Here is a 17943-nt window from a genome sequence, read left to right as displayed (position 1 = left end):
GCGGTGCCGAGCACGGGCCGTCGGCGGCTTCAACGACGAGCTTTCGATTCATCACCACTGCTGCTCAAAGCGATCGGATTCTCGTGTTGGACGCCAAAAACGTCGAGGTGGAGGCTGGGCGTACCGAATGACTCCCCCAGGAGGAACCTCCATGCAGACACGCACCATCGGCGAGGTCCAGGTCGGCGCGATCGGTCTGGGCGGCATGCCGATGTCCATCGAGGGGCGCCCCGACGAGCGGCGTTCGGTCGCGACGATCCACGCCGCGCTGGAGGCCGGCGTGACCCTGATCGATACCGCGGACGCCTACCACCTGCACGCCCACGAGGTCGGCCACAACGAGTCCCTGATCGCCCGTGCGGTGGCCGAGTACGGCGGCGACACCTCGGACGTGCTGATCGCGACGAAGGGCGGTCACCTGCGTCCGGGCGACGGCTCATGGACGCTGAACGGCTCGCCGGAGTACTTGAAGAAGGCCTGTGACGCGTCGCTCCAGCGGCTCGGCGTCGAGGCCGTCGGGCTCTACCAGTTCCACCGGCCGGACCCGAGGGTCCCGTACGCGGAGTCGGTCGGGGCGATCCGCGATCTGCTGGACGCGGGAAAGATCCGCTTCGCGGGCATCTCCAACGCCGACCCTGACCAGATCCGGCAGGCAGGCGAGATCCTCGGCGGCCGGCTGGTGAGCGTGCAGAACCAGTTCTCGCCCGCATTCCGCTCCAGTGAGCCGGAGTTGGAGCTCTGTGCGGAACTGGGCATCGCGTTCCTGCCGTGGAGCCCGCTGGGCGGTATTGCGCAGGCTGGTGAGCTGGGCTCGCTATTCGCCGTGTTCGCGGACGTGGCGCGGGCGCACGGGGTGAGCCCGCAGCAGGTGTGCCTGGCGTGGATGCTCGCGAAGGCTCCGGTGGTGATCCCGATTCCGGGCTCCTCGCGCCCCGAGACCATCCGCGACTCGGTCGCCGCGACGGAGCTGAAGCTGTCCGCCGAGGAGCTGGCCCGACTCGACGCGGCGTGACGAGCTGACAAGGAGTGCGGCACAGGCGGGTTCACCGGTGCGGGCATCGGTCGCACCGGGTCCGGCCCCGGCCTACGCTGGAGCCATGAGCGACTACCGCGGCACCGGCGGCTCCGAGGTCGACCGGGAGACTCCGGAAGCCCCGGCGAGGGCCGAGGGCCCGCCCTTCGCCGAGTGCGTGCTGTGCCAGAAGCCCACGGAGTACCCGGAGTCGTACAAGGGGATCACGCTGTGCCCCGTCTGCGAGTGGCAGGAGGCGCAGCGCACCGCCTGCTCCGGGTGACGGCGATCAGCCTCGGCGGGTGGTGAGCGCGCAAGCCACCGCAATGGCCACCGCTGCCATCGCGCCGGCACCGATCAGCGGCAGCAAAGGCGCCGGTACCGTCCCCGCCTGCGAGCCCGTCACCAGGTCGCTGATCGCCGCCCGGGCCGGTGAACCCGTCACCACCAGCGCCAGCACCGCCCCGAGCAGCATCGCCGGAACCGCCCGGCCGGGCGAACGCAGCAGCGGCCACGTCGTGAGCGCGCCCACGGCCGTGCCCAGCAGGGCGCATACCAGCGCGGCGACGAGCCCGGCCCCGCCCGCTGGGAGGATGGGCAGGCGCGTCTGGTGGTTCGTGCTCGTCGGATCGCTGATCACCGTCACGACGACCGTCGCCACCGCCCCTAGCAGCGCCGCCGCGCCGAACGCCGTGAGCAGGCAGGCCAGATGCGCCCGCGCGGGCCCCACCGCCGCGCCCACACAACTCCGAGCCGCGAACGGTTCGTTGGTGGCGCAGATCCGTACGAACCAGGCGGCGACCGGGAGTACGGCGGCGGCCGCGTAACCGAGCGAGTCCAGCACCGGCTGGCCCGTCTGGACTCCGACGGCCAGGAACACCGCGTACAGGATGACCGGAGGCAGCCAGCGTTGCGAACGCAGCAGGAGGGCCGCCTGGTAACGGAGGAGGGGACGGAGGGCGGTCATGAGCGGACCTCGACGTCGGTGTCGGCAGGGCGGGGCGTCAGTACGCCGTTCGCGGCGGGCTCCTCCCCCACGCTGATCACATGCCACGGCGGACGGGCCGTCAGCAAGGTCCTGAGAACGGTGTCCGAGTGGGACTCGGGGACGCTGAGGCGGAACCTTCCGGGCCCCGACTCCTCGACGGACACCGTCAGCCGTGTCGCCTCGGCGGGCGGCTCGGCACCCGACGGCCCCTCGACCTCGACGACCACGTACGAGTCCCGCGGCGCCGAACTCCCCGTAACCGCACGCAAGTTGCTGTCGACCACCGCGTACGTAGCGTCCGGCATCCCCGCCAGCCGCCGCGGGTCGTGGTCGACGAACACCACCGTGCCACCGGCGGCCGTGCGCTCCAGCACCGCCTCCTCCAGCACCGCGCGGGCGGCCCTGTCAAGGCCGGACCAGGCCTCGTCGAGGACGAGGAGTTCCGGTTCGGCGAGCAGGGCCTGGGCGACCGCGACCTTCTGGCTGGTGCCCTTGGAGAGTTCCGACATCGCCGTACGGGCGTACTCGGCGGCGCCCAGGCGCTCCAGCCACTCGACCGCGGCACGGGCGGCCTCCGCACGGGAGAGACCGTGGATGCTGCCGAGGTGGATCAGATAGCCGGCCGCGGTGAAGGGCAGGGCGGCAGGGAAGCGCTCGGGGACGTACGCGGTGCGCGGACGGCCGGTGATGCGGCCCTCGGTGGGGGCGTCGATCCCGGCGAGCAGGCGCAGCAGGGTCGACTTGCCGGTGCCGTTGGCGCCCTCAACGCGCGTCAGGGTGCCTGGGGCCAGCGTGAGGTCGACGCCGCGCAGGACCCATGGGGCGGCGCGGCCGAGGCCGTAGCGGCGACCGACCCCCTCAAGCAGCAACTCGCGATTCATGCGGGCCATCCTCACCCGTACGTTCGGATGCGCGCAGAGAAACCGGCCAGAGGAACCAGCCGAGGAGCCGATCTTCCAGTCTTCCAGGGACCGATCTTGCGCCTGGCAGACTGGAGGGCGCGAGCAGTGGCCAGAGACGACGAGTCACGTCCATGGACGTGACCTGCAATAAATGCACTAAAGCATGTTGAAACGGTCAGCGCGCATCAACATCAAACACCCACTCACACGTGATCGCTGGCAAGGCATCCACCACTTAAGAACTCCTAACAGAATGGGTCTTCCTCCGATACGGGTGCGGTAGGGCCAGACGAGCACGAAGGAAGATCACTACTCTGCATGAGTGCTTTCCTACGACGAGTTGACTTCACCTGAGCGTGAGCTGTGGGACGCGTTCCCCGAGGGGCGGCGGGTGGACCTGCGTACGGGTACGCCGGAGGAGGACCGGGTCGCCGACGGCGGACGGTGGGGACCCGAGCGGACGGTGCGGGCGGCGGTGGTCGCCGCGTTGTTGCTGGGCGCGAACACTGGGCAACCGGGTGCGGTGGCGCGTCTGAGGCTCACCGGGGCACGGATCTCCGGACGCCTGGACCTGGCCGGCGCGCAGATCGCCCATGCCCTCTGGCTGGAGGCATGCTGGTTCGAGGAGGCGGTGAATCTCCTCGGCGCGTCGACGCAGACCCTCGTGTTCACGGACAGCCGGATACCCGGCATCGAGGCCGATTCGGCCCGCATCGAGGGCAACTTCTCCCTGCGGCACTCCGTGGTAGAGGGCGGCGCCCCCACACCCTTCAACCGCGTGAGCACCGCCCTGTCGCTCACCGACGCTCGGGTGAACGGCGGACTGCTCCTCAACGGGGCCGCGTTGATCGCACCCGACGGGTGGGCCCTGTCGGCCGGTGGCCTGGCCATGGAAGGGGGCGTCTTCTGCCGAAACGGGTTCGTCGCATACGGGGAAGTCCGGCTGATGGGGGCGCAGTTGCCGGGCACGCTGGTCATGCAGGGCGCCCGGCTGGAAGGACCCGGCCCACGCGGCGTGGCCCTCACCCTCGATAACGCCATGGCCTCGTCGCTCAAGTTCTCCGAGGGATTCACCGCGAACGGCACGGTACGGCTGCGCGGCACCCAGGTCATGGACAACGTGACCTTCGACGGAGCAGTCCTGAACGGCCCGCCCACCGACGACGGGAACGCCCCGGCCCTGATCGCCATGCACCTGCAAGCCGTCGACCTCGATCTCACCCTCGCCCGGTCCCCATCCGGCACCCTCGACCTGCGGGGCGCCCAGGTGTCGTACCTCCACGAGAACGAGCACAGCTGGCCGGAGAGGGTGGAGCTGGACGGCTTCATTTACGGCTCCATCAAGACGGCGGACGCGAACGACGAGCGCTACGAGGCCGTGGGAGACCGGGAGTCCGTGGCCCGACGCGTGGCATGGATACGCAGCAGTCCGGGCTACAACCCACAACCGTACGAGCAGTTGGCGGCCTGGTACCGCAAGGCCGGGCACGACGATGACGCCCGCCGCGTCCTCCTCGCCAAGCAACGCCACCGGCGCCGCGCCCTGTCCCCGGCAGCCCGCGCATGGGGCCATCTCCTCGACGTGACCGTCGGCTACGGCTATCGGCCATGGCTGGCCGGCGTCTGGCTCCTGATACTGACCTTGCTGGGCGCCCTGCTTTTCGGTGCGCACTCTCCCACCCGCGTCAAACCGGGCGAAGGCGCCCCGTTCCAGCCCCTCGTCTACACACTCGACCTCTTGATCCCCATCGGTGGTCTGGGTCAGCGCACGGCCTGGTACTGGTCGAACGACAGCCTCCAGTGGCTGGCCTACCTGCTGATCGCCTTCGGCTGGGTGTTGACGACCGCCGTCATCGCGGGTGTCACCCGCACCCTGCAGAAAAACTAGCGGGCAAGAGCGGCTCGGGGCTGCCCGAAGACCACCAGCCGTTGCCCCTGTCTTGCAACCTGGGTCGGGCTCACGGGACCGGTCCCGGATGTTGGGTCGTAGCATCGGCGGACGGCAGCAGCTCGATACGCTCGCGACATATCTGTGCCCACAACAACTTCGGGCGGCAGGCGGATCGCGTGAACACACGGACTTGACAGAGCAGGTGATGATGTCGACTGAACCAGCTATATGCACGTTCTGCGGTCGGATAGCGAATTCCTGCCGTCCGATTCACGAACGAGGCCAGCTGCCCGGTGCCGACCCCTACGGTCTGTGTTGTGAATATTGCGACGCGGAGGTCAGCGAGCTGACAGGTCGACTCATCCGGATCAGCCGGCCCGGCCACAAGGACTGGCTGGCCTTCGACTCCGATTCGGATGAGGAGCTTCCTCGCTTTTGGCGGCGGAAGGCGCGCGGCGCAGCCATTGTAACCGGACTCCTTGGCCGACTCCCCCCGGTCACTCCGTCAGTCACTCCGTCCGCAGCGTGGATCACGACGCTGACCGAATCGGTTTTCGTGCCAGACGAACCATGCGCGCACACCCACCGTGAGTCCGCGTTGGCCGACATCGCACACCGGATCACCGACAAAATACATGATAAAGACAAGACGTATTCCCGCCGACTGGGGACCGTCGGCGCCGGGGTCGGCATCATGCTGCAGAAGATGATTAACGATCTACCGTGTAGCCAGTATATCTACCTGGTTGATACAGAGCACTCGGTACATGCCTTCTACTGGTACAGTCGCTAATTGGCTCGAGCCGCGATACATCAGGTTTCACCTCGTCATTACCCCGCGAGATATTTCCATTTTTGCGGAATGGTGTCGGGATTCCTTGAAGGAGAATTCAATTTGGTCTCGGGCGGCAATAATGAGGGTCCGCCGATACCGGTCTCGTCATCGAAGATTGACCGACATCACGCATTCAAGTTCAGTAGGAGTTCTAAGGCCCATCTCGTCTCTGCACTACGCGGGGCGAGAGGGGGCCTTTTCTGCGTTTACGGCAACTGCTACGCCTCGATGGATTTCAAACCCTCGTACGCCTCGCGCAGGTCCGGCGCTTCCGGCAGTTGTCGAGCCTCAACCGCCTTGACGACTTCCAGCGCTCGCCAATGATTCGACGGCACTACGCGGCCACTGAGTATGGCTTTCTCTACGGAGTCGCAGGCTTCGTCCAGACGGTCGCCTGCGAGGAGAACCAGCGACAGGTCGATGTTCGCGGAAGCCACCCGCCGCGGCCATTTACTGACGTCGTTGGAAGGACTCAGACGCGCGATCACCTCACGCGCGTACGGCTCTGCGGCAGCGTCGCCCAGCCACGCGAGGGTAGTTGCTGTGTAGGCGAGGGTCTTTGCCGGATCGTATTGGTAGTGATGCTCTGTCGGCCGTTCCGGATTTTCCAATGTGTCGGCCATCTTCTGTACCCGGTCGATGGCTGCGTAGGTCTCTGTGGCGTGGCCGAGCCTCGCGCGTGCGCGCCCTTCCTGGGCGGTCGCTTGAATCAGTGCCGATGTTCCTGCAGGGGCGACGTTCTGAGCGGCTAGGGACAGTTCGAGGGCCCGTACGTAGTCGCCATTTGTGAGCACGCGCCACGCATCGGTTTCATAGCACCATGCTTCGATTTCCGGATGTTCCGCCTGTCGCGCGAGGGTAACCGCGGTTTGCAGTCTGGCCGCGGCAGCGTGCTCCTGTTTCAGATCAATGTGCAGTGTTGCGCCGAGCAGTGACAGCCATCCGCCGACGACCAGCAGTCCCCTATGTTCAGCAAGCGTTTTGCGCGCGTCGAGCAGACTCACCACATATGCGGAGTGCTGCCGTACGCGCTCCAAGAGTTTATGCGGAGGCGTAACGGGATACGCCATTGCCAGCTCATCAAAAGCCTGCTCTAGACGCGTCAGAGTTTCCGGCCCGACGTCGCTTGCCTGAACGCGTCGAGCCAATTCCCAAGCGACCATTTCGTCATCATTTGCCGGCGCTTGGCTAACAATCCAGCCGTCTGCGGGAACGAGGGGAAGAACATCGGATGAAAGCAATTCGTCCAGTTCCCTGGACGTGAGTTGGAGGAGCTTTGCCATCTTCGGCCGTTGATGCGGTTGCGGGTCCACCTCGCCCCGTTCCCAGCGCTGCACCGTGGTGCGGTCGACTTTCAGGGCGTCCGCGAACTGTTCCTGTGTGTAGCCGCTCGCCTTCCGGCGCTGAGCCAGACGCTGCCGCTTGCCTGCCATGCCCGTACTCCGTCCGGGTGCCGTCTCCCCTGGTCAGGTTAGCGCGTGCAGCCAAGACGCCGCCCAAATGCGGCAGTTCTGCCGTGGTGCAGCCTGCGCCCAGGGGACAGCGTGGTCAGACGCAAGTGACCCCGCACCGCGCGAACGGCCGGGGTCGTGGCCAACGCTGACTAGGAGCGTCGACGATGAACTTCGTATCACGTCTGATCGGAAGGGTGAGGGTGGCCCTACGCAGGCCCCGTACGCCCGCCCGGCACCGCCGCACCACGCCCCCCGTTGCGCCCTCTCCAGCGCGCACCGGGCGCCTCGCTTCGAACGTGCTGGGCGCGAGACTCGTCAACGCGCGCAGGCACCGCACAGAGCGGCACACGGCGCCCCCGCAGGTGCCGCAGCTGCAGCCGCGCGCCGAGTGGTTCCCGCCGCGCCCCTGGGAGGCAACCGGCGCCACGGGCCGCCCCTACGTCCTCTCGCCTGAGGAACGCCAACAGTCCCTGTCTGTACGGGAGTTCACGGAGGTAGGCCGGTGAGCGACGACAGGCTGAGGGCAGCCGTACGGAACGCCGAAACGCCCATGCTGGCCGCCTACCGGCTGTGGGTCGAGCACACGCAGAAGTGCACCCACGGCTGCAAGGGCGCGGCCAAAGCGTCGGACGGCTGCGAGACGGGGCGGGAGCTGTGGGGCGCCTACCGCCTCGAGCGCATCGGCAGGGGGACGTCGTGACGACCATGACCCTCACCGTGTACCGGATCAATGCCGAGACCGGTGCCCGCACCCTCGTGCGCGCCCAGCACACCGTGAAACCGGCGACAGTGCCGGAAGTCTCCAGCGGCTACCCGGCGTGCCGCTGCCCGCGCTGCTCCGCGGCCGGAAAGGGCCGGAGCAGGGGGAGGGCACAGTGACGCGCTCCATCATCCGAGCCGCCCAATGGACGCTCGGAGCGGAAACCGCCGAGGGGGCCCCGCACGGCATCTACTCCGCCGAGTGCATCACCTGCGGGGCACAGGCGCAGCCAACCGACGATGAACGCCTGCCCGTTGAGGTCTGGGCGCTGAAACACACGGGGCTCAATCCGACGCATCGTCAGTACAAGGCGACGGCGGAAACCTTCTGGCGAGTGACACCGACCGGAGACAACCCCTACGCCGAGCACGACGACCAGGGCGACTGAGCGCCCAGCACCACACCTCGGCGGCTGCCGTTCCGGGAAACCAAAGGGCAGCACGCCGGACTCCCGTACCGGCCTCCCCCCGTCCGGAATGGGCAGCGCCCCAACTGCCGAGGTTTCACTGAGCAGTTGGGGGCGTGCAGCAAAACGGTGCGGAGACCGAATCCCCGCAGCATGTCGAAGGGAAACGCACCATGGCTGAAGGACCTCGGCCGCGCACAGAAGAGCCGATCTTCCGCCTGGCAGACTGGAGGGCGTGAGCAGCGAGCAGACGAGCACCCCGGGCGGCCAGGCCGGTGGTGAGGACAGCCCCTTTCGTCATGAGTCGACCGTCCGCGACAAGGCGCCACAGTACGTGCTGCCGTTGGTCGTCCGTATCGAGCGGAGCGAGCCCCCGGCGCGTACGGACGCACTCGAAACCGCTGCCCGCGCCGTCCTGGTGATGCTCAGCGACAAGCGGTCGCAAGGGGACGGTGAGTGGGCCCAGGCGATGCGGGACTGGCAGGACGCCCGGATCCGCAAGGTGGTGCGGCGGGCGCGTGGCGCCGAGTGGCGGCGGGCCGAAGCGCTGCCGGGCATCACGGTCATGGGCAGGTCGGCCGAGGTACGCGTCTTCCCGCCGGTCCCTCTGGACGGCTGGCCCAAGGACCTGGCCCGCCTTCAGGTCTCCGGCACAGAACTCGACGACCCGGAAGCACCGGGGGACCCCGACCCGACGGCCCCCGTGCTCTGGATGAGCCCCGATGTCGACATGTCGGCCGGCAAGGCCATGGCCCAAGCCGGTCACGGCGCCCAACTCGCCTGGTGGGAGCTCCCCGACGAGGCCCGCATCGCCTGGCGCGACGCCGGCTTCCCCCTCTCCGTCCGCACCCCGCCTCCTGCTCTGTGGGCCCAACTCACCACGAGCGGGCTCCCGTTGGTACGCGACGCGGGCTTCACGGAGATCGCGCCCGGGCTGACGGTCGCGGTCGAGGGATACGAGCGGGCCGGCGCCTTGCCGGAAGACGCGCGACGACCGGCCACCTGGGGCTGAGTACGCGGCGTCGTCCGGCAGAGCGACGGCTTCCCTCAGCCCAGGGTGACCCGCAGGATGCGGTCCGCGCCGTCCGGCTGGCCTCCGTTGGCGTCGGCGTTGGTGGTCGTCAGCCACAGTTGTTCGCTGCCGGGCACCTTCACGACCGTACGGAGCCGGCCGTACGTACCGACGTAGTACGCCGTCGCCGTGCCCACGTTCTCCGTGTCGCCCTCGATGGGGATGTGCCAGAGGCGCTGGCCGCGCTGGGCGGCCATGTAGACGACGTTGTCGGCGATGGCGATGCCGCTGGGCGAGGCCTCCCCGGTGGTCCAGGTCTTCTTCGGGTTGGTCATCCCGTCGACCGAGCAGGTGCCCTCGCAGGTGGGCCAGCCGTAGTTGGCACCGGGCTTGATCAGGTTCAACTCGTCGAACCGGGTGTTGCCGAACTCGGCCGACCACAGCCGCCCGTTGCGGTCGAAGGCGAGCCCCTGCGGATTGCGGTGGCCGAGGCTGTAGACGTGGTTGCCGAAGGGGTTGCCGGGGGCCGGGTCCCCGGAGGTGGTCAGGCGCAGGATCTTGCCGTTGAGGGAGTCGCGGTCCTGGGCGAGGGCGGTGTTCTGGGCGTCGCCGGTCGTGGCGTACAGATAGCCGTCGGGGCCGAAGGCGAGCCGTCCGCCGTTGTGGTACGTGGCCTTTCTGATGCCCTGGAGGATCACCGTGTAGCCGCTGAGCGAGGTGCCGTCGTACGTCATGCGGGCGATGCGGTTGCCTTCGGCGGCGGTGTGCATGAAGTACACGTGGTGGTTGGTGGCCCAGTCGGGGTCGACGGCGACGCCCATGAGTCCGCCTTCGCCGTTGGTGGTCTGGCTCTCGGGCACGGCGCCGACCTGGGTCTTGGTGCCGTCGGGGGTGACCTTCCAGACCCGGAAGTCGTCGCGCTCGGTGACCAGGGCGTGGGAGCCGTCGGGCAACCAGTCGACGCCCCAGGGGATGGTCAGCCCGGTGGTGAGGGGGGTGACGGAGGTCGGTACGCCTGCAACTGCCGCTGGGGCGGCGGGAGTTGCGGTGTCGGCCTGGGCAGGCCCGAGTCCGGTGAGACCGGCGAGAAACAGCCCGGCGAGAGAAAGGGCTGTGCCCGTGGTCAGCGTTCTACGGGTCCTGCGTTTGCTGGTCGGTCGCATCGGTTCTCCAGTGGGGGGTGGAGGTTTCCGCTTCAGAATCGCGACCTGACGGGACACGGTCAATCACTGGAACAGAATCGCCTACGGGCCGACGCGTTCAGCGGTTGACCGCGAACACCGTCCCGCTGTCGTTGCCCACGTAGACCGTGCCACCGGTCGCGGCGGGTGAGGAGCGGATGTCCGCGCCGGTGGGGTGCCTCCACAGCTGCTTGCCCGTGTCCTTTCGTACGGCATAGAGGTTGCCGTTCTTGCTGCCCACGTACACGGCGTCGCCGAGGACGGTCGGCGAGGAGTAGACGATGGCACCGATGGTGAACTTCCACCTCTGCTTCCCGGTGAGGGCGTCGACCGCGTACAGATTGCCGTCGTCGCTCCCCACGTAGACGACTCCGTCGGACACCACCGGGGAGGAACCCACACCGCCCCGCGTGGCGAAGGTCCAAAGCCGCTCGCCGGTGTCGCAGTTGACGGCGTAGAGGTTGCCGTCGTAGCTGCCCGCGTAGACGACGCGGTCGGCGATCGCCGGTGAGGACTTGACGTCGCCGTCCGTGCCGAAGGCCCAGGCGCGTTCTCCGGTCGCCGCGTCGATGCCGTACAGCCGGGAGTCCTCGCTGCCGACGAAGACCTTGCCCCACGCGACCACCGGGGAGGAACGGATCCGGCCCTCGGCGGCGAACGCCCACTTCCGGTCGCCGGAATCGGCGTCCACGGCGTACAGCCGGCCGTCGTCACTGCCCGCGTAGACCACTCCCCCGGCGACCACAGGCGAGGAGTTGACCTCGCCGCCCGCGCTGAACTGCCAGCGCTGGTCGCCGGTCTTCACGTCGACGGCATAGAGCTGGTAGTCCGCGCTGCCGAAGTAGGCGAGGCCACCGGCCACGGCGGGGCAGGTGTAGACGCCGTTGCCGGTGCTGAACGCCCAGCGTGGCTTGCGGGTATCGGCGTCCAAGGCGTACATGCTGCCGTCCTTGCTGCCGGCGTACACCAGCCCGCCCGCGGCGAGGAGGGCGGGCGCCACCGGGCCTCCGGTGCTGTACGTCCATCTCCGGCTGCCCGGGATCGGGTCGGTCTCCGGGTCGTTCAGGGGGTCGTTGCCCGCGCTCTCGTCGGGGTCGTCCTTTTTGCCGCGCCCCAGCAGGTAGGTACCCGCGCCGACGGCGGCGACGGTGCCTGCTCCGGCGAGCGCGATCAGTACGCGGCGGCGAGTGGGCGTACCAGGATCGCGGTCTCCCTCGCCACCCGGAAGCGGTCCGCTGCCCGAAGGCCCAGGTGACGGCTGCGGCCGCAACCGCGCGTCCGTCCAGGTGGGCGGACCACCCGGGGGTACGGGACCGGAGGCGCCCGAACCGGAGTACCGCGGGCCCTCGGGCGAGGCGGCGGTCGGCGTCCAGCGCGCCTCGGCTGCCCCCGTGGTTTCGCTGAACGGCTCCTGCGGCAGGCGGGGATCCACCGCGACCCCGGCTCCCCCGACCCCGGCTGTCGCGGGCCGCCGACCCGTCTCCGGCACCTGGCGGCCCATGCCGGCCTCCTCGGCGCGCCGCACCGAGGCGGCCACGGGCGCGGGCAGCCAGGCCCCGCCGTGCAGGGCGAGGGTGACCGTGTCCTGGCCGTACGCCGCCGCGGGCGACGGAAGGATACGGCCGGCGAACTCGGCGAGCAGCTCCGCGACCGTGGGCCGACGTGCCGGATCCTTTTCGAAGCAGCGGGCGACGAGGGGGCGCAGGCCTTCGGGGACGGTGGACAGGCCGGGCTCGTCATGGACCACGGAAACGCCGATGCCGGCCGCCGAACCGGACCCGAAGGGGCCCTCTCCGGTGGCGGCGTGGACGAGTACCCCACCGAGGGCGAACACATCGGAGGGCACACCGGCACGCCCACCCGTCAGCTGCTCGGGCGACATGAACGCGGGCGTGCCGACGACGACTCCGCTCCGGGTCAGCGAGCTCGAACCGGCGCTGATCGCGATCCCGAAGTCGATCACCTTGGGCCCGTCGGGAGCCAGCAGCACATTGGAGGGCTTCAAGTCCCGGTGGACGAGGCCCGCAGCATGGATGGCCTGGAGCGCCTCGCTGAGGCCGGCGCCCAGGGCGAGCACCGAGGATTCGGGGAGCGGGCCGTGCCGCGCGATGGTGGCGTCCAGCGAGATGCCCGCGACATGGACGGTGGCGAGCCACGGCGGGTCCCCGTACGGATCCGCGTCGACGACCGCGGCCGTGAACGCCCCGCTGACAGCACGAGCGGCAGCCGCCTCCCGGGCGAACCGCTGCCGGAACTCGGGGTCGTCGGTCAGTTCGGGCCGGATCGTCTTGACGGCGACCGCCCGCCCGCCCGGCGACCGCGCCAGGTAGACGCGCCCCATCCCGCCGGCTCCGAGGCGGCCCATGATGCGGTACGGCCCCACCTGCCGCGGGTCGCTGCTTTCCAACGGCTGTGCCATGGGCCCCCCATGTGCCCCCGCCGGAGGGCTTGCGCTCCCCGGATGTCTGTCCCGTCCATGATGTCCGGCAGGCACGGAATACGCACCTCACTGTGCGCTCGGACGCGGGCAGGGTGCCCGTGGGTTCCACGGGGCTACGCCCCTGGGATCCCGTCGGGGCTCCGCCCCGAGCCCCGTTTCGGGGGCCAGCCCCCGGACCCCCGGTCCTCAAGCGCCGGACGGGCTGATTTCAGCCCGTCCGGGGGCACCTCCCAGCAGGGGCGGCACCGCCCCTGCTGCTGAAAAGCTCAAGGGTCAGCAAGGTGCCGCAAGTCGCCGTGAGTTGCGGCAGATATACCCGAACAGACCTTGTTACCCGATCTATAGCATTTCATTGCAACAGACACCCTTGACAGCCTGCGGGATGTTTCGCCACGTTTGAGCTCTGCCAAGTGCAGGACAAGTGGGGCGCGGACAACGCGTGTTGGGGGAACGGGGGGCGGTCGCCCATGCGATCGATCAGCAGTGACGTGGACATCACCATCCACAGAGCCGAGGCTCTCGACGCCTCGCTCAGCCGGGCCTGGCACCGGGCGATGGACGAGTCGCAGGACTACGCCAACCCGTTCCTGGCACCGGAGTTCGCGGCCGGGATCGGCGAGTGCCGCGGTGGGGCGCGCGTGGCGGTCCTGCACGAGAACGGGGAACCCGTCGGCTTCCTCCCGTACGAACGCAACTCCTTCGGCGTCGGCCGGGCCATAGGTCTCGGCCTCTCCGACTGCCAGGCCCTCGTGCACCGCCCCGGGATCACCTGGGACACCGAGCAACTGCTGCGCGCCTGCGGGCTGTCCGTCTTCGAGTTCGACCATCTCGTCGAGGAGCAGAAGCCCTTCGGCAAGTACGTCACGGGGACGTTCCCCTCGCCGGTGCTCGACCTGAAGCCCGGCGACGGCGACTACGCACAGTGGCTGCGGGCCGCGTACCCGGGGATAGCCAAGACGACGCTGAAGAAGGAACGCCGCCTGGGGCGCGACCTGGGCGAGATGCGGTTCGTCTTCGACGAGCGCGATCCGCGCGTGCTGCGCACGCTCATGCGGTGGAAGTCCGCCCAGTACCGCAGGACGGGGCGGATGGACCGGTTCGCGCGGCCGTGGATCGTGGACCTGGTGGACCATCTGTTCCAGGTGCGCGAGGAGCACTTCACCGGTGTGCTGTCCGTGGTGTACGCGGGCGACCGCCCGGTGGCCGCCCACTTCGGGCCGAGATCGCGCACGGTGCTCGCGGCCTGGTTCACCGCGTACGACCCCGAGTTCCGCTACTACTCGCCCGGCCTGATCATGCACCTGCGGATGGCCGAGGCGGCGGCCCGGGACGGCGTACGGCTCATGGACATGGGCCGCGGCGACAAGGAGTACAAGGACTGGCTCAAGACCCGCGAGCTGCGCGTCGCCGAGGGCTTCGCGACCCGCCCTCACCCGGTGGCGACCGCGCACCGGCTGTGGCGCAGACCGGTACGCGGCCTGCGCAACACGGTCCTGGCCCATCCCACCCTGCGCGAGCCGGCCGACCGGCTGCTGAAGACGGTCGGCTCCTTGCGTACGTCGGGCCGGACGGGCTCCGGCAGCGCCGTACCCCGCGCACGCTGAGCAGAACACCCTCATACGCCCCCCTCGTACGCCCACTTGTGCACCCCCTCGAACGACCCCTGACGGCCCTTCGACGGAAGAGGTGACCATGCCGTACGGATCGCGGCTCGCCGCGACGATGACACGGCGGCTCGGACGCGAATGCGTCTACACACCCTCGGCACGGCTGGCGCTGTATCTCGCGCTACGGCGCTGGTGCCGGCCGGGCGCACGGGTGCTGATGTCGCCGGTGAACGACGACGTGATCCTCTTCGTGGTCCTCGCGGCGGGGCTGCGCCCGGTGCAGGCCCCGGTGTCCATGTGGGACGGCAACATCGACCCCGCCGCCGTACCCGAGTCGACCTGGCGGAACGTGGACGCCGTACTGACCACGAACCTGTACGGGATGCCGGACCGGGTCGTCGAACTGCGGCGCCGCTGCGAGGAGTTGGGGATCCCCCTGCTCGAGGACGCGGCGCACGCGATCGGCACGCATGTGGACGGGCAGCCGATCGGGACGTTCGGGAAGGCGGCGGCGTTCAGCCTGTCCAAGCATGTGGCGGCGATGGCCGGCGGCTTCCTCGCCGTCGAGGACGCGCGCACCCGACGGGAGTTGGAGCTGCTGCGCGACGATCTCCTCGAACCGGCCCGCCTGCGCACCGACTTGGCAGCGGCACTGCGCCCGCTGGCGCGTTCCACCGTACGCACCCTCCACCTGGTGCGCCCGGCGTGGCGCACGATGCAGCGCCTCGGCCTGCTGGAACGCGACGACTTCCGCATGCCCCTGCACGCACCACGGCTGGCCCGCAGCGCTCGCGAGGCGCCCAGTCTGACCGCGTACGAGCCATGGGTACGCGTCGACCTGCACGACTTCCGCTCCCGCCACGGAGCCCTCGTCCGCGGCCAGTTGGGGCTCCGCATGGCGGGCCTCGACGCGAACCTCGCCCGCCGCAGGGCCGGCGTCTCCCTGCTCTCGGGAACAGCCTGGGCCTCCCCGGCACTGCGCGACCGGGCCACCCACGACGGCCCTCCTCCCGTCTTCCGGGTGCCGCTCCTGGTCCACGACCGCGACGCCCTCGTGGAACGCCTGGTGAACCACGGCGTGATCGCCGGATACATCTACGATCCCCCGCTCGACGACTACGCGGGCCCCGAGTTCACCGAACCGTCCCCCGCCCCGTCGGCCGCCCGCTGGTTCGCCTCACACGTACTCCCGGCCGACCCACTCCTGGCCCGCAGGATCACCGCCGCCCTGACCAGGGAGCAGGCGACGACCGCGTACCCGTCCCTCCTTGCCCCGCTGCCGGACCCGGCGCCACGGACGCCCCTGGGCTGACGCCCGGCGACAACTTCTTCCACTGGAGGACGCCGATGTACGGCATCGGAGCGTTGGACCACGATCCGAGCCTCAGCGTCTTCGAACGGGTTGACACACCGTGACCTGGACGCCGCCTACGGGGGTGGTGGGTTCGGTTCGCTGGCGACTGCGGGCCCGTCGTGGCTGGTCGCGCAGTTCCCCGCGCCCCTGACGGGGCGCACCCGGAGCCGCCAGCCACAACGTGCCCGCACTTGCCCACCGGCGGGAGGGGCCGTGGGCCGGTGCGTCCTATGCCCGTCGCGTAGGTTCGGTCTCGGAGAACCAGGACCCTGTACCAACACCGGGCCGTATGCCCGGCCTGCGACGGGCTGACGCACCGGCCCACGGCCCCGACCCACCCACGCACCCCAGGGGCGCGGGGAACGGCGCGACCAGCCACCACGCACCCGCACCCGAAAACGAACCCAACCGCCCAACCGCCGGAGGCACCCGCGGGGACTGCGCGACCAGCCACCCACGAACCTCAAATGTTGCTCTGAACGTCCCCGCCGATGGGTTCGCCCCGGCGTTTCGGGGCCATGACCCCGTCATGCAGCGACTGGGTACGGGAATCGGATGGCGGCCGGAGATCGCCGAGGCCGTAGAGCGCATGCCCGGCATCGACTGGGTCGAGGCCGTCGCGGAGAACGTGTGCCCGGGGCACATCCCCGACTCGCTGCGGCGCCTGCGCGAACGCGGTGTCACGGTCGTACCGCACGGCGTCTCCCTCGGCCTCGGCGGCGCGGAACGGCCCGACGAGGACCGCCTCACCGCCCTCGCCGAGCGCGCCGAAGCGCTGGCCGCACCGCTCGTCACGGAGCACATCGCGTTCGTCCGCGCGGGCGGCACCCTCACCGTCTCGCCACAGCTGGAGGCCGGGCACCTGCTGCCCGTGCCGCGCACCCGGGACGCCCTCGACGTCCTGTGCGAGAACATCCGTATCGCGCAGAGCGTCCTGCCCGTGCCGCTCGCCGTGGAGAACATCGCGGCGTTGTTCTCCTGGCCGGGCGAGGAGATGACCGAGGGTCAGTTCCTGTACGACCTGGTCGACCGTACCGGCGTACGGCTCCTCATCGACGTGGCCAACCTCCACACCAACCACGTCAACCGTGGCGAGGACCCCGCCAGGGCCCTCGACGAACTGCCCGTCGAGGCCATCGCCTACGTCCACGTCGCCGGCGGCTTCGAACGCGACGGCATCTGGCACGACAGCCACGCCCACGCCGTGCCCTCGGCGGTCCTCGACATCCTCGCGGACCTGGCGTCCCGGGTGCGCCCACCGGGCGTACTCCTGGAGCGGGACGAGAACTTCCCCGAACCGGCCGAGCTGGAGCGGGAGTTGACGGCGATCCGGAAAACCGTGGAGAACGCTCCGGACGCAAGCATCAAGTCTTCAGGCATACGTGCCGGGGACGCCCCGAAGGACAACACAGACACAGGCACGGACAGGAACACCGACACGGACACAGGCACCGGCGCCACCGACGTAGACACCGAACCCGCCCGTCAGCGCCTGGCCCTCGCCCAGGCCGCCCTCCTCTCCGCCCTCGTCGCCGGAACCCCCGCACCCGAGGGCTTCGACCGGACGCGGCTGGCTGTGCAGGCGCGGGCGCTCGCCTCGAAGCGGGCCGATGTCGTGGCCAAGGTCGCTCCGGAACTGCCGGAGATCCTGGCGGGGGCGTACCGGCCGGAGTTCCTGGCGTACACGCACGGCCACCCGATGACCGACGGCTACCGGCACGACGCGCTGGCCTTCGCCGAGCACCTTCTCCTGCACGGCCGCCTCGAAGACGCCGACGTACAGCGGAAGTTGAGCGACTGGTGGCTGGAACGCTCGGGCCCCGCCCCGCTGTCCCGACGCCCGGCGGCCCGCTTGGCGCGAGCCACGCGACGGGTCCTGCTGAGGCGTTGAGCGGTTCCAGCCGGGCCTTGGTGCGCCCGTAGCGCAACAGGCACCGCCAACAAGGGACACAGAGCCGACACCGGCAGACCGGTGCTTTACTTCGCCAAGTACCAAACGGAATATCCCTTTTGCCATGGTCGTGCGCTGAAGGGATACGTGAATGAGAGCCGCCCTCCTCCACGGAGCCGCAGGTTCCCTGGTCCTGACCGCCCTCGTCGC

General features: G+C 69.5%; 17 protein-coding genes. 12 read left to right on the top strand and 5 right to left on the bottom strand.

The window, feature by feature from the left end:
* Positions 1–151: 151 nt before the first annotated feature.
* Positions 152–1012 (top strand): aldo/keto reductase, encoded by an 861-nt coding sequence (locus ACYVO6_RS25160; RefSeq protein WP_461064762.1) that lies wholly within the window; start codon positions 152–154, stop codon positions 1010–1012.
* Positions 1013–1097: 85 nt separating this feature from the next.
* Entirely contained in the window at positions 1098–1295 is a 198-nt protein-coding gene (locus ACYVO6_RS25155) for a hypothetical protein (RefSeq protein WP_461064760.1), read from the top strand.
* A gap of 6 nt (positions 1296–1301) precedes the next feature.
* Here ACYVO6_RS25155 and ACYVO6_RS25150 read toward each other — a convergent pair whose 3' ends face one another.
* Both ACYVO6_RS25150 and ACYVO6_RS25145 read right to left on the bottom strand, forming a co-directional pair.
* Positions 1302–1979 (bottom strand): ABC transporter, encoded by a 678-nt coding sequence (locus ACYVO6_RS25150; protein ID WP_461064758.1) that lies wholly within the window; start codon positions 1977–1979, stop codon positions 1302–1304.
* Positions 1976–2881: an ABC transporter ATP-binding protein gene (locus tag ACYVO6_RS25145; RefSeq protein ID WP_461064756.1), complete on the bottom strand. Its 906-nt coding sequence runs from the start codon at positions 2879–2881 to the stop codon at positions 1976–1978. The genes ACYVO6_RS25150 and ACYVO6_RS25145 overlap by 4 nt, the downstream gene beginning before the upstream one ends.
* 343 nt (positions 2882–3224) lie before the next feature.
* On the opposite strand from ACYVO6_RS25145, the gene ACYVO6_RS25140 reads away from it, so the two are divergent.
* Positions 3225–4790, top strand: coding sequence for an oxidoreductase (locus ACYVO6_RS25140; RefSeq protein ID WP_461064754.1), 1566 nt, complete (start codon positions 3225–3227; stop codon positions 4788–4790).
* Between the two features lie 88 nt (positions 4791–4878).
* A complete protein-coding gene (locus tag ACYVO6_RS25135; protein WP_461064752.1) occupies positions 4879–5586 on the top strand; it encodes a hypothetical protein in 708 nt (235 codons plus the stop codon).
* A 260-nt stretch (positions 5587–5846) separates the two neighbouring features.
* Here the strand turns inward: ACYVO6_RS25135 and ACYVO6_RS25130 are convergent, their stop codons facing one another.
* On the bottom strand, positions 5847–7061 hold the full coding sequence (locus tag ACYVO6_RS25130) for a helix-turn-helix transcriptional regulator (protein ID WP_461064750.1): 1215 nt from the start codon (positions 7059–7061) through the stop codon (positions 5847–5849).
* A gap of 317 nt (positions 7062–7378) precedes the next feature.
* Here ACYVO6_RS25130 and ACYVO6_RS25125 point away from each other — a divergent pair, with 317 nt between their 5' ends.
* The 5 genes from ACYVO6_RS25125 to ACYVO6_RS25105 all read left to right on the top strand — a co-directional run bounded on the left by ACYVO6_RS25125 (position 7379) and on the right by ACYVO6_RS25105 (position 9260).
* Positions 7379–7588 carry a hypothetical protein gene (locus ACYVO6_RS25125; RefSeq protein WP_461064748.1) on the top strand — a complete coding sequence of 70 codons (210 nt, stop codon included), beginning with the start codon at positions 7379–7381 and terminating at the stop codon, positions 7586–7588.
* A complete protein-coding gene (locus tag ACYVO6_RS25120) occupies positions 7585–7782 on the top strand; it encodes a hypothetical protein (RefSeq protein ID WP_461064746.1) in 198 nt (65 codons plus the stop codon). Before ACYVO6_RS25125 ends, ACYVO6_RS25120 begins: the two co-directional genes overlap by 4 nt.
* The gene (locus ACYVO6_RS25115; RefSeq protein WP_461064744.1) at positions 7779–7961 is read left to right on the top strand and encodes a hypothetical protein; all 183 of its coding nucleotides are present in this window, start codon (positions 7779–7781) and stop codon (positions 7959–7961) included. The genes ACYVO6_RS25120 and ACYVO6_RS25115 overlap by 4 nt, the downstream gene beginning before the upstream one ends.
* Positions 7958–8230, top strand: a complete 273-nt coding sequence (locus tag ACYVO6_RS25110; protein WP_461064742.1) for a DUF7848 domain-containing protein — start codon at positions 7958–7960, stop codon at positions 8228–8230. Before ACYVO6_RS25115 ends, ACYVO6_RS25110 begins: the two co-directional genes overlap by 4 nt.
* Before the next feature lie 253 nt (positions 8231–8483).
* On the top strand, positions 8484–9260 hold the full coding sequence (locus ACYVO6_RS25105; protein ID WP_461064740.1) for a peptidyl-tRNA hydrolase: 777 nt from the start codon (positions 8484–8486) through the stop codon (positions 9258–9260).
* Positions 9261–9295: 35 nt separating this feature from the next.
* On the opposite strand, the gene ACYVO6_RS25100 is transcribed toward ACYVO6_RS25105, so the two are convergent.
* Both ACYVO6_RS25100 and ACYVO6_RS25095 read right to left on the bottom strand, forming a co-directional pair.
* Positions 9296–10423: a PQQ-dependent sugar dehydrogenase gene (locus ACYVO6_RS25100; protein ID WP_461064738.1), complete on the bottom strand. Its 1128-nt coding sequence runs from the start codon at positions 10421–10423 to the stop codon at positions 9296–9298.
* Between the two features lie 97 nt (positions 10424–10520).
* A complete protein-coding gene (locus ACYVO6_RS25095) occupies positions 10521–12860 on the bottom strand; it encodes an outer membrane protein assembly factor BamB family protein (RefSeq protein ID WP_461064736.1) in 2340 nt (779 codons plus the stop codon).
* A gap of 488 nt (positions 12861–13348) precedes the next feature.
* Here ACYVO6_RS25095 and ACYVO6_RS25090 point away from each other — a divergent pair, with 488 nt between their 5' ends.
* The 3 genes from ACYVO6_RS25090 (at position 13349) to ACYVO6_RS25080 (ending at position 17733) form a co-directional block, all read left to right on the top strand.
* Positions 13349–14485: a GNAT family N-acetyltransferase gene (locus ACYVO6_RS25090; protein ID WP_461064734.1), complete on the top strand. Its 1137-nt coding sequence runs from the start codon at positions 13349–13351 to the stop codon at positions 14483–14485.
* A gap of 88 nt (positions 14486–14573) precedes the next feature.
* Positions 14574–15800, top strand: a complete 1227-nt coding sequence (locus ACYVO6_RS25085; protein WP_461064732.1) for a DegT/DnrJ/EryC1/StrS family aminotransferase — start codon at positions 14574–14576, stop codon at positions 15798–15800.
* Between the two features lie 571 nt (positions 15801–16371).
* Entirely contained in the window at positions 16372–17733 is a 1362-nt protein-coding gene (locus ACYVO6_RS25080) for an MbnB/TglH/ChrH family RiPP precursor modification enzyme (protein WP_461064730.1), read from the top strand.
* Positions 17734–17943: the final 210 nt, after the last annotated feature.

The sequence above is a fragment of the Streptomyces pseudoechinosporeus genome, from assembly GCF_054783935.1.
This window is presented reverse-complemented; position numbering and strand designations above follow the sequence as displayed.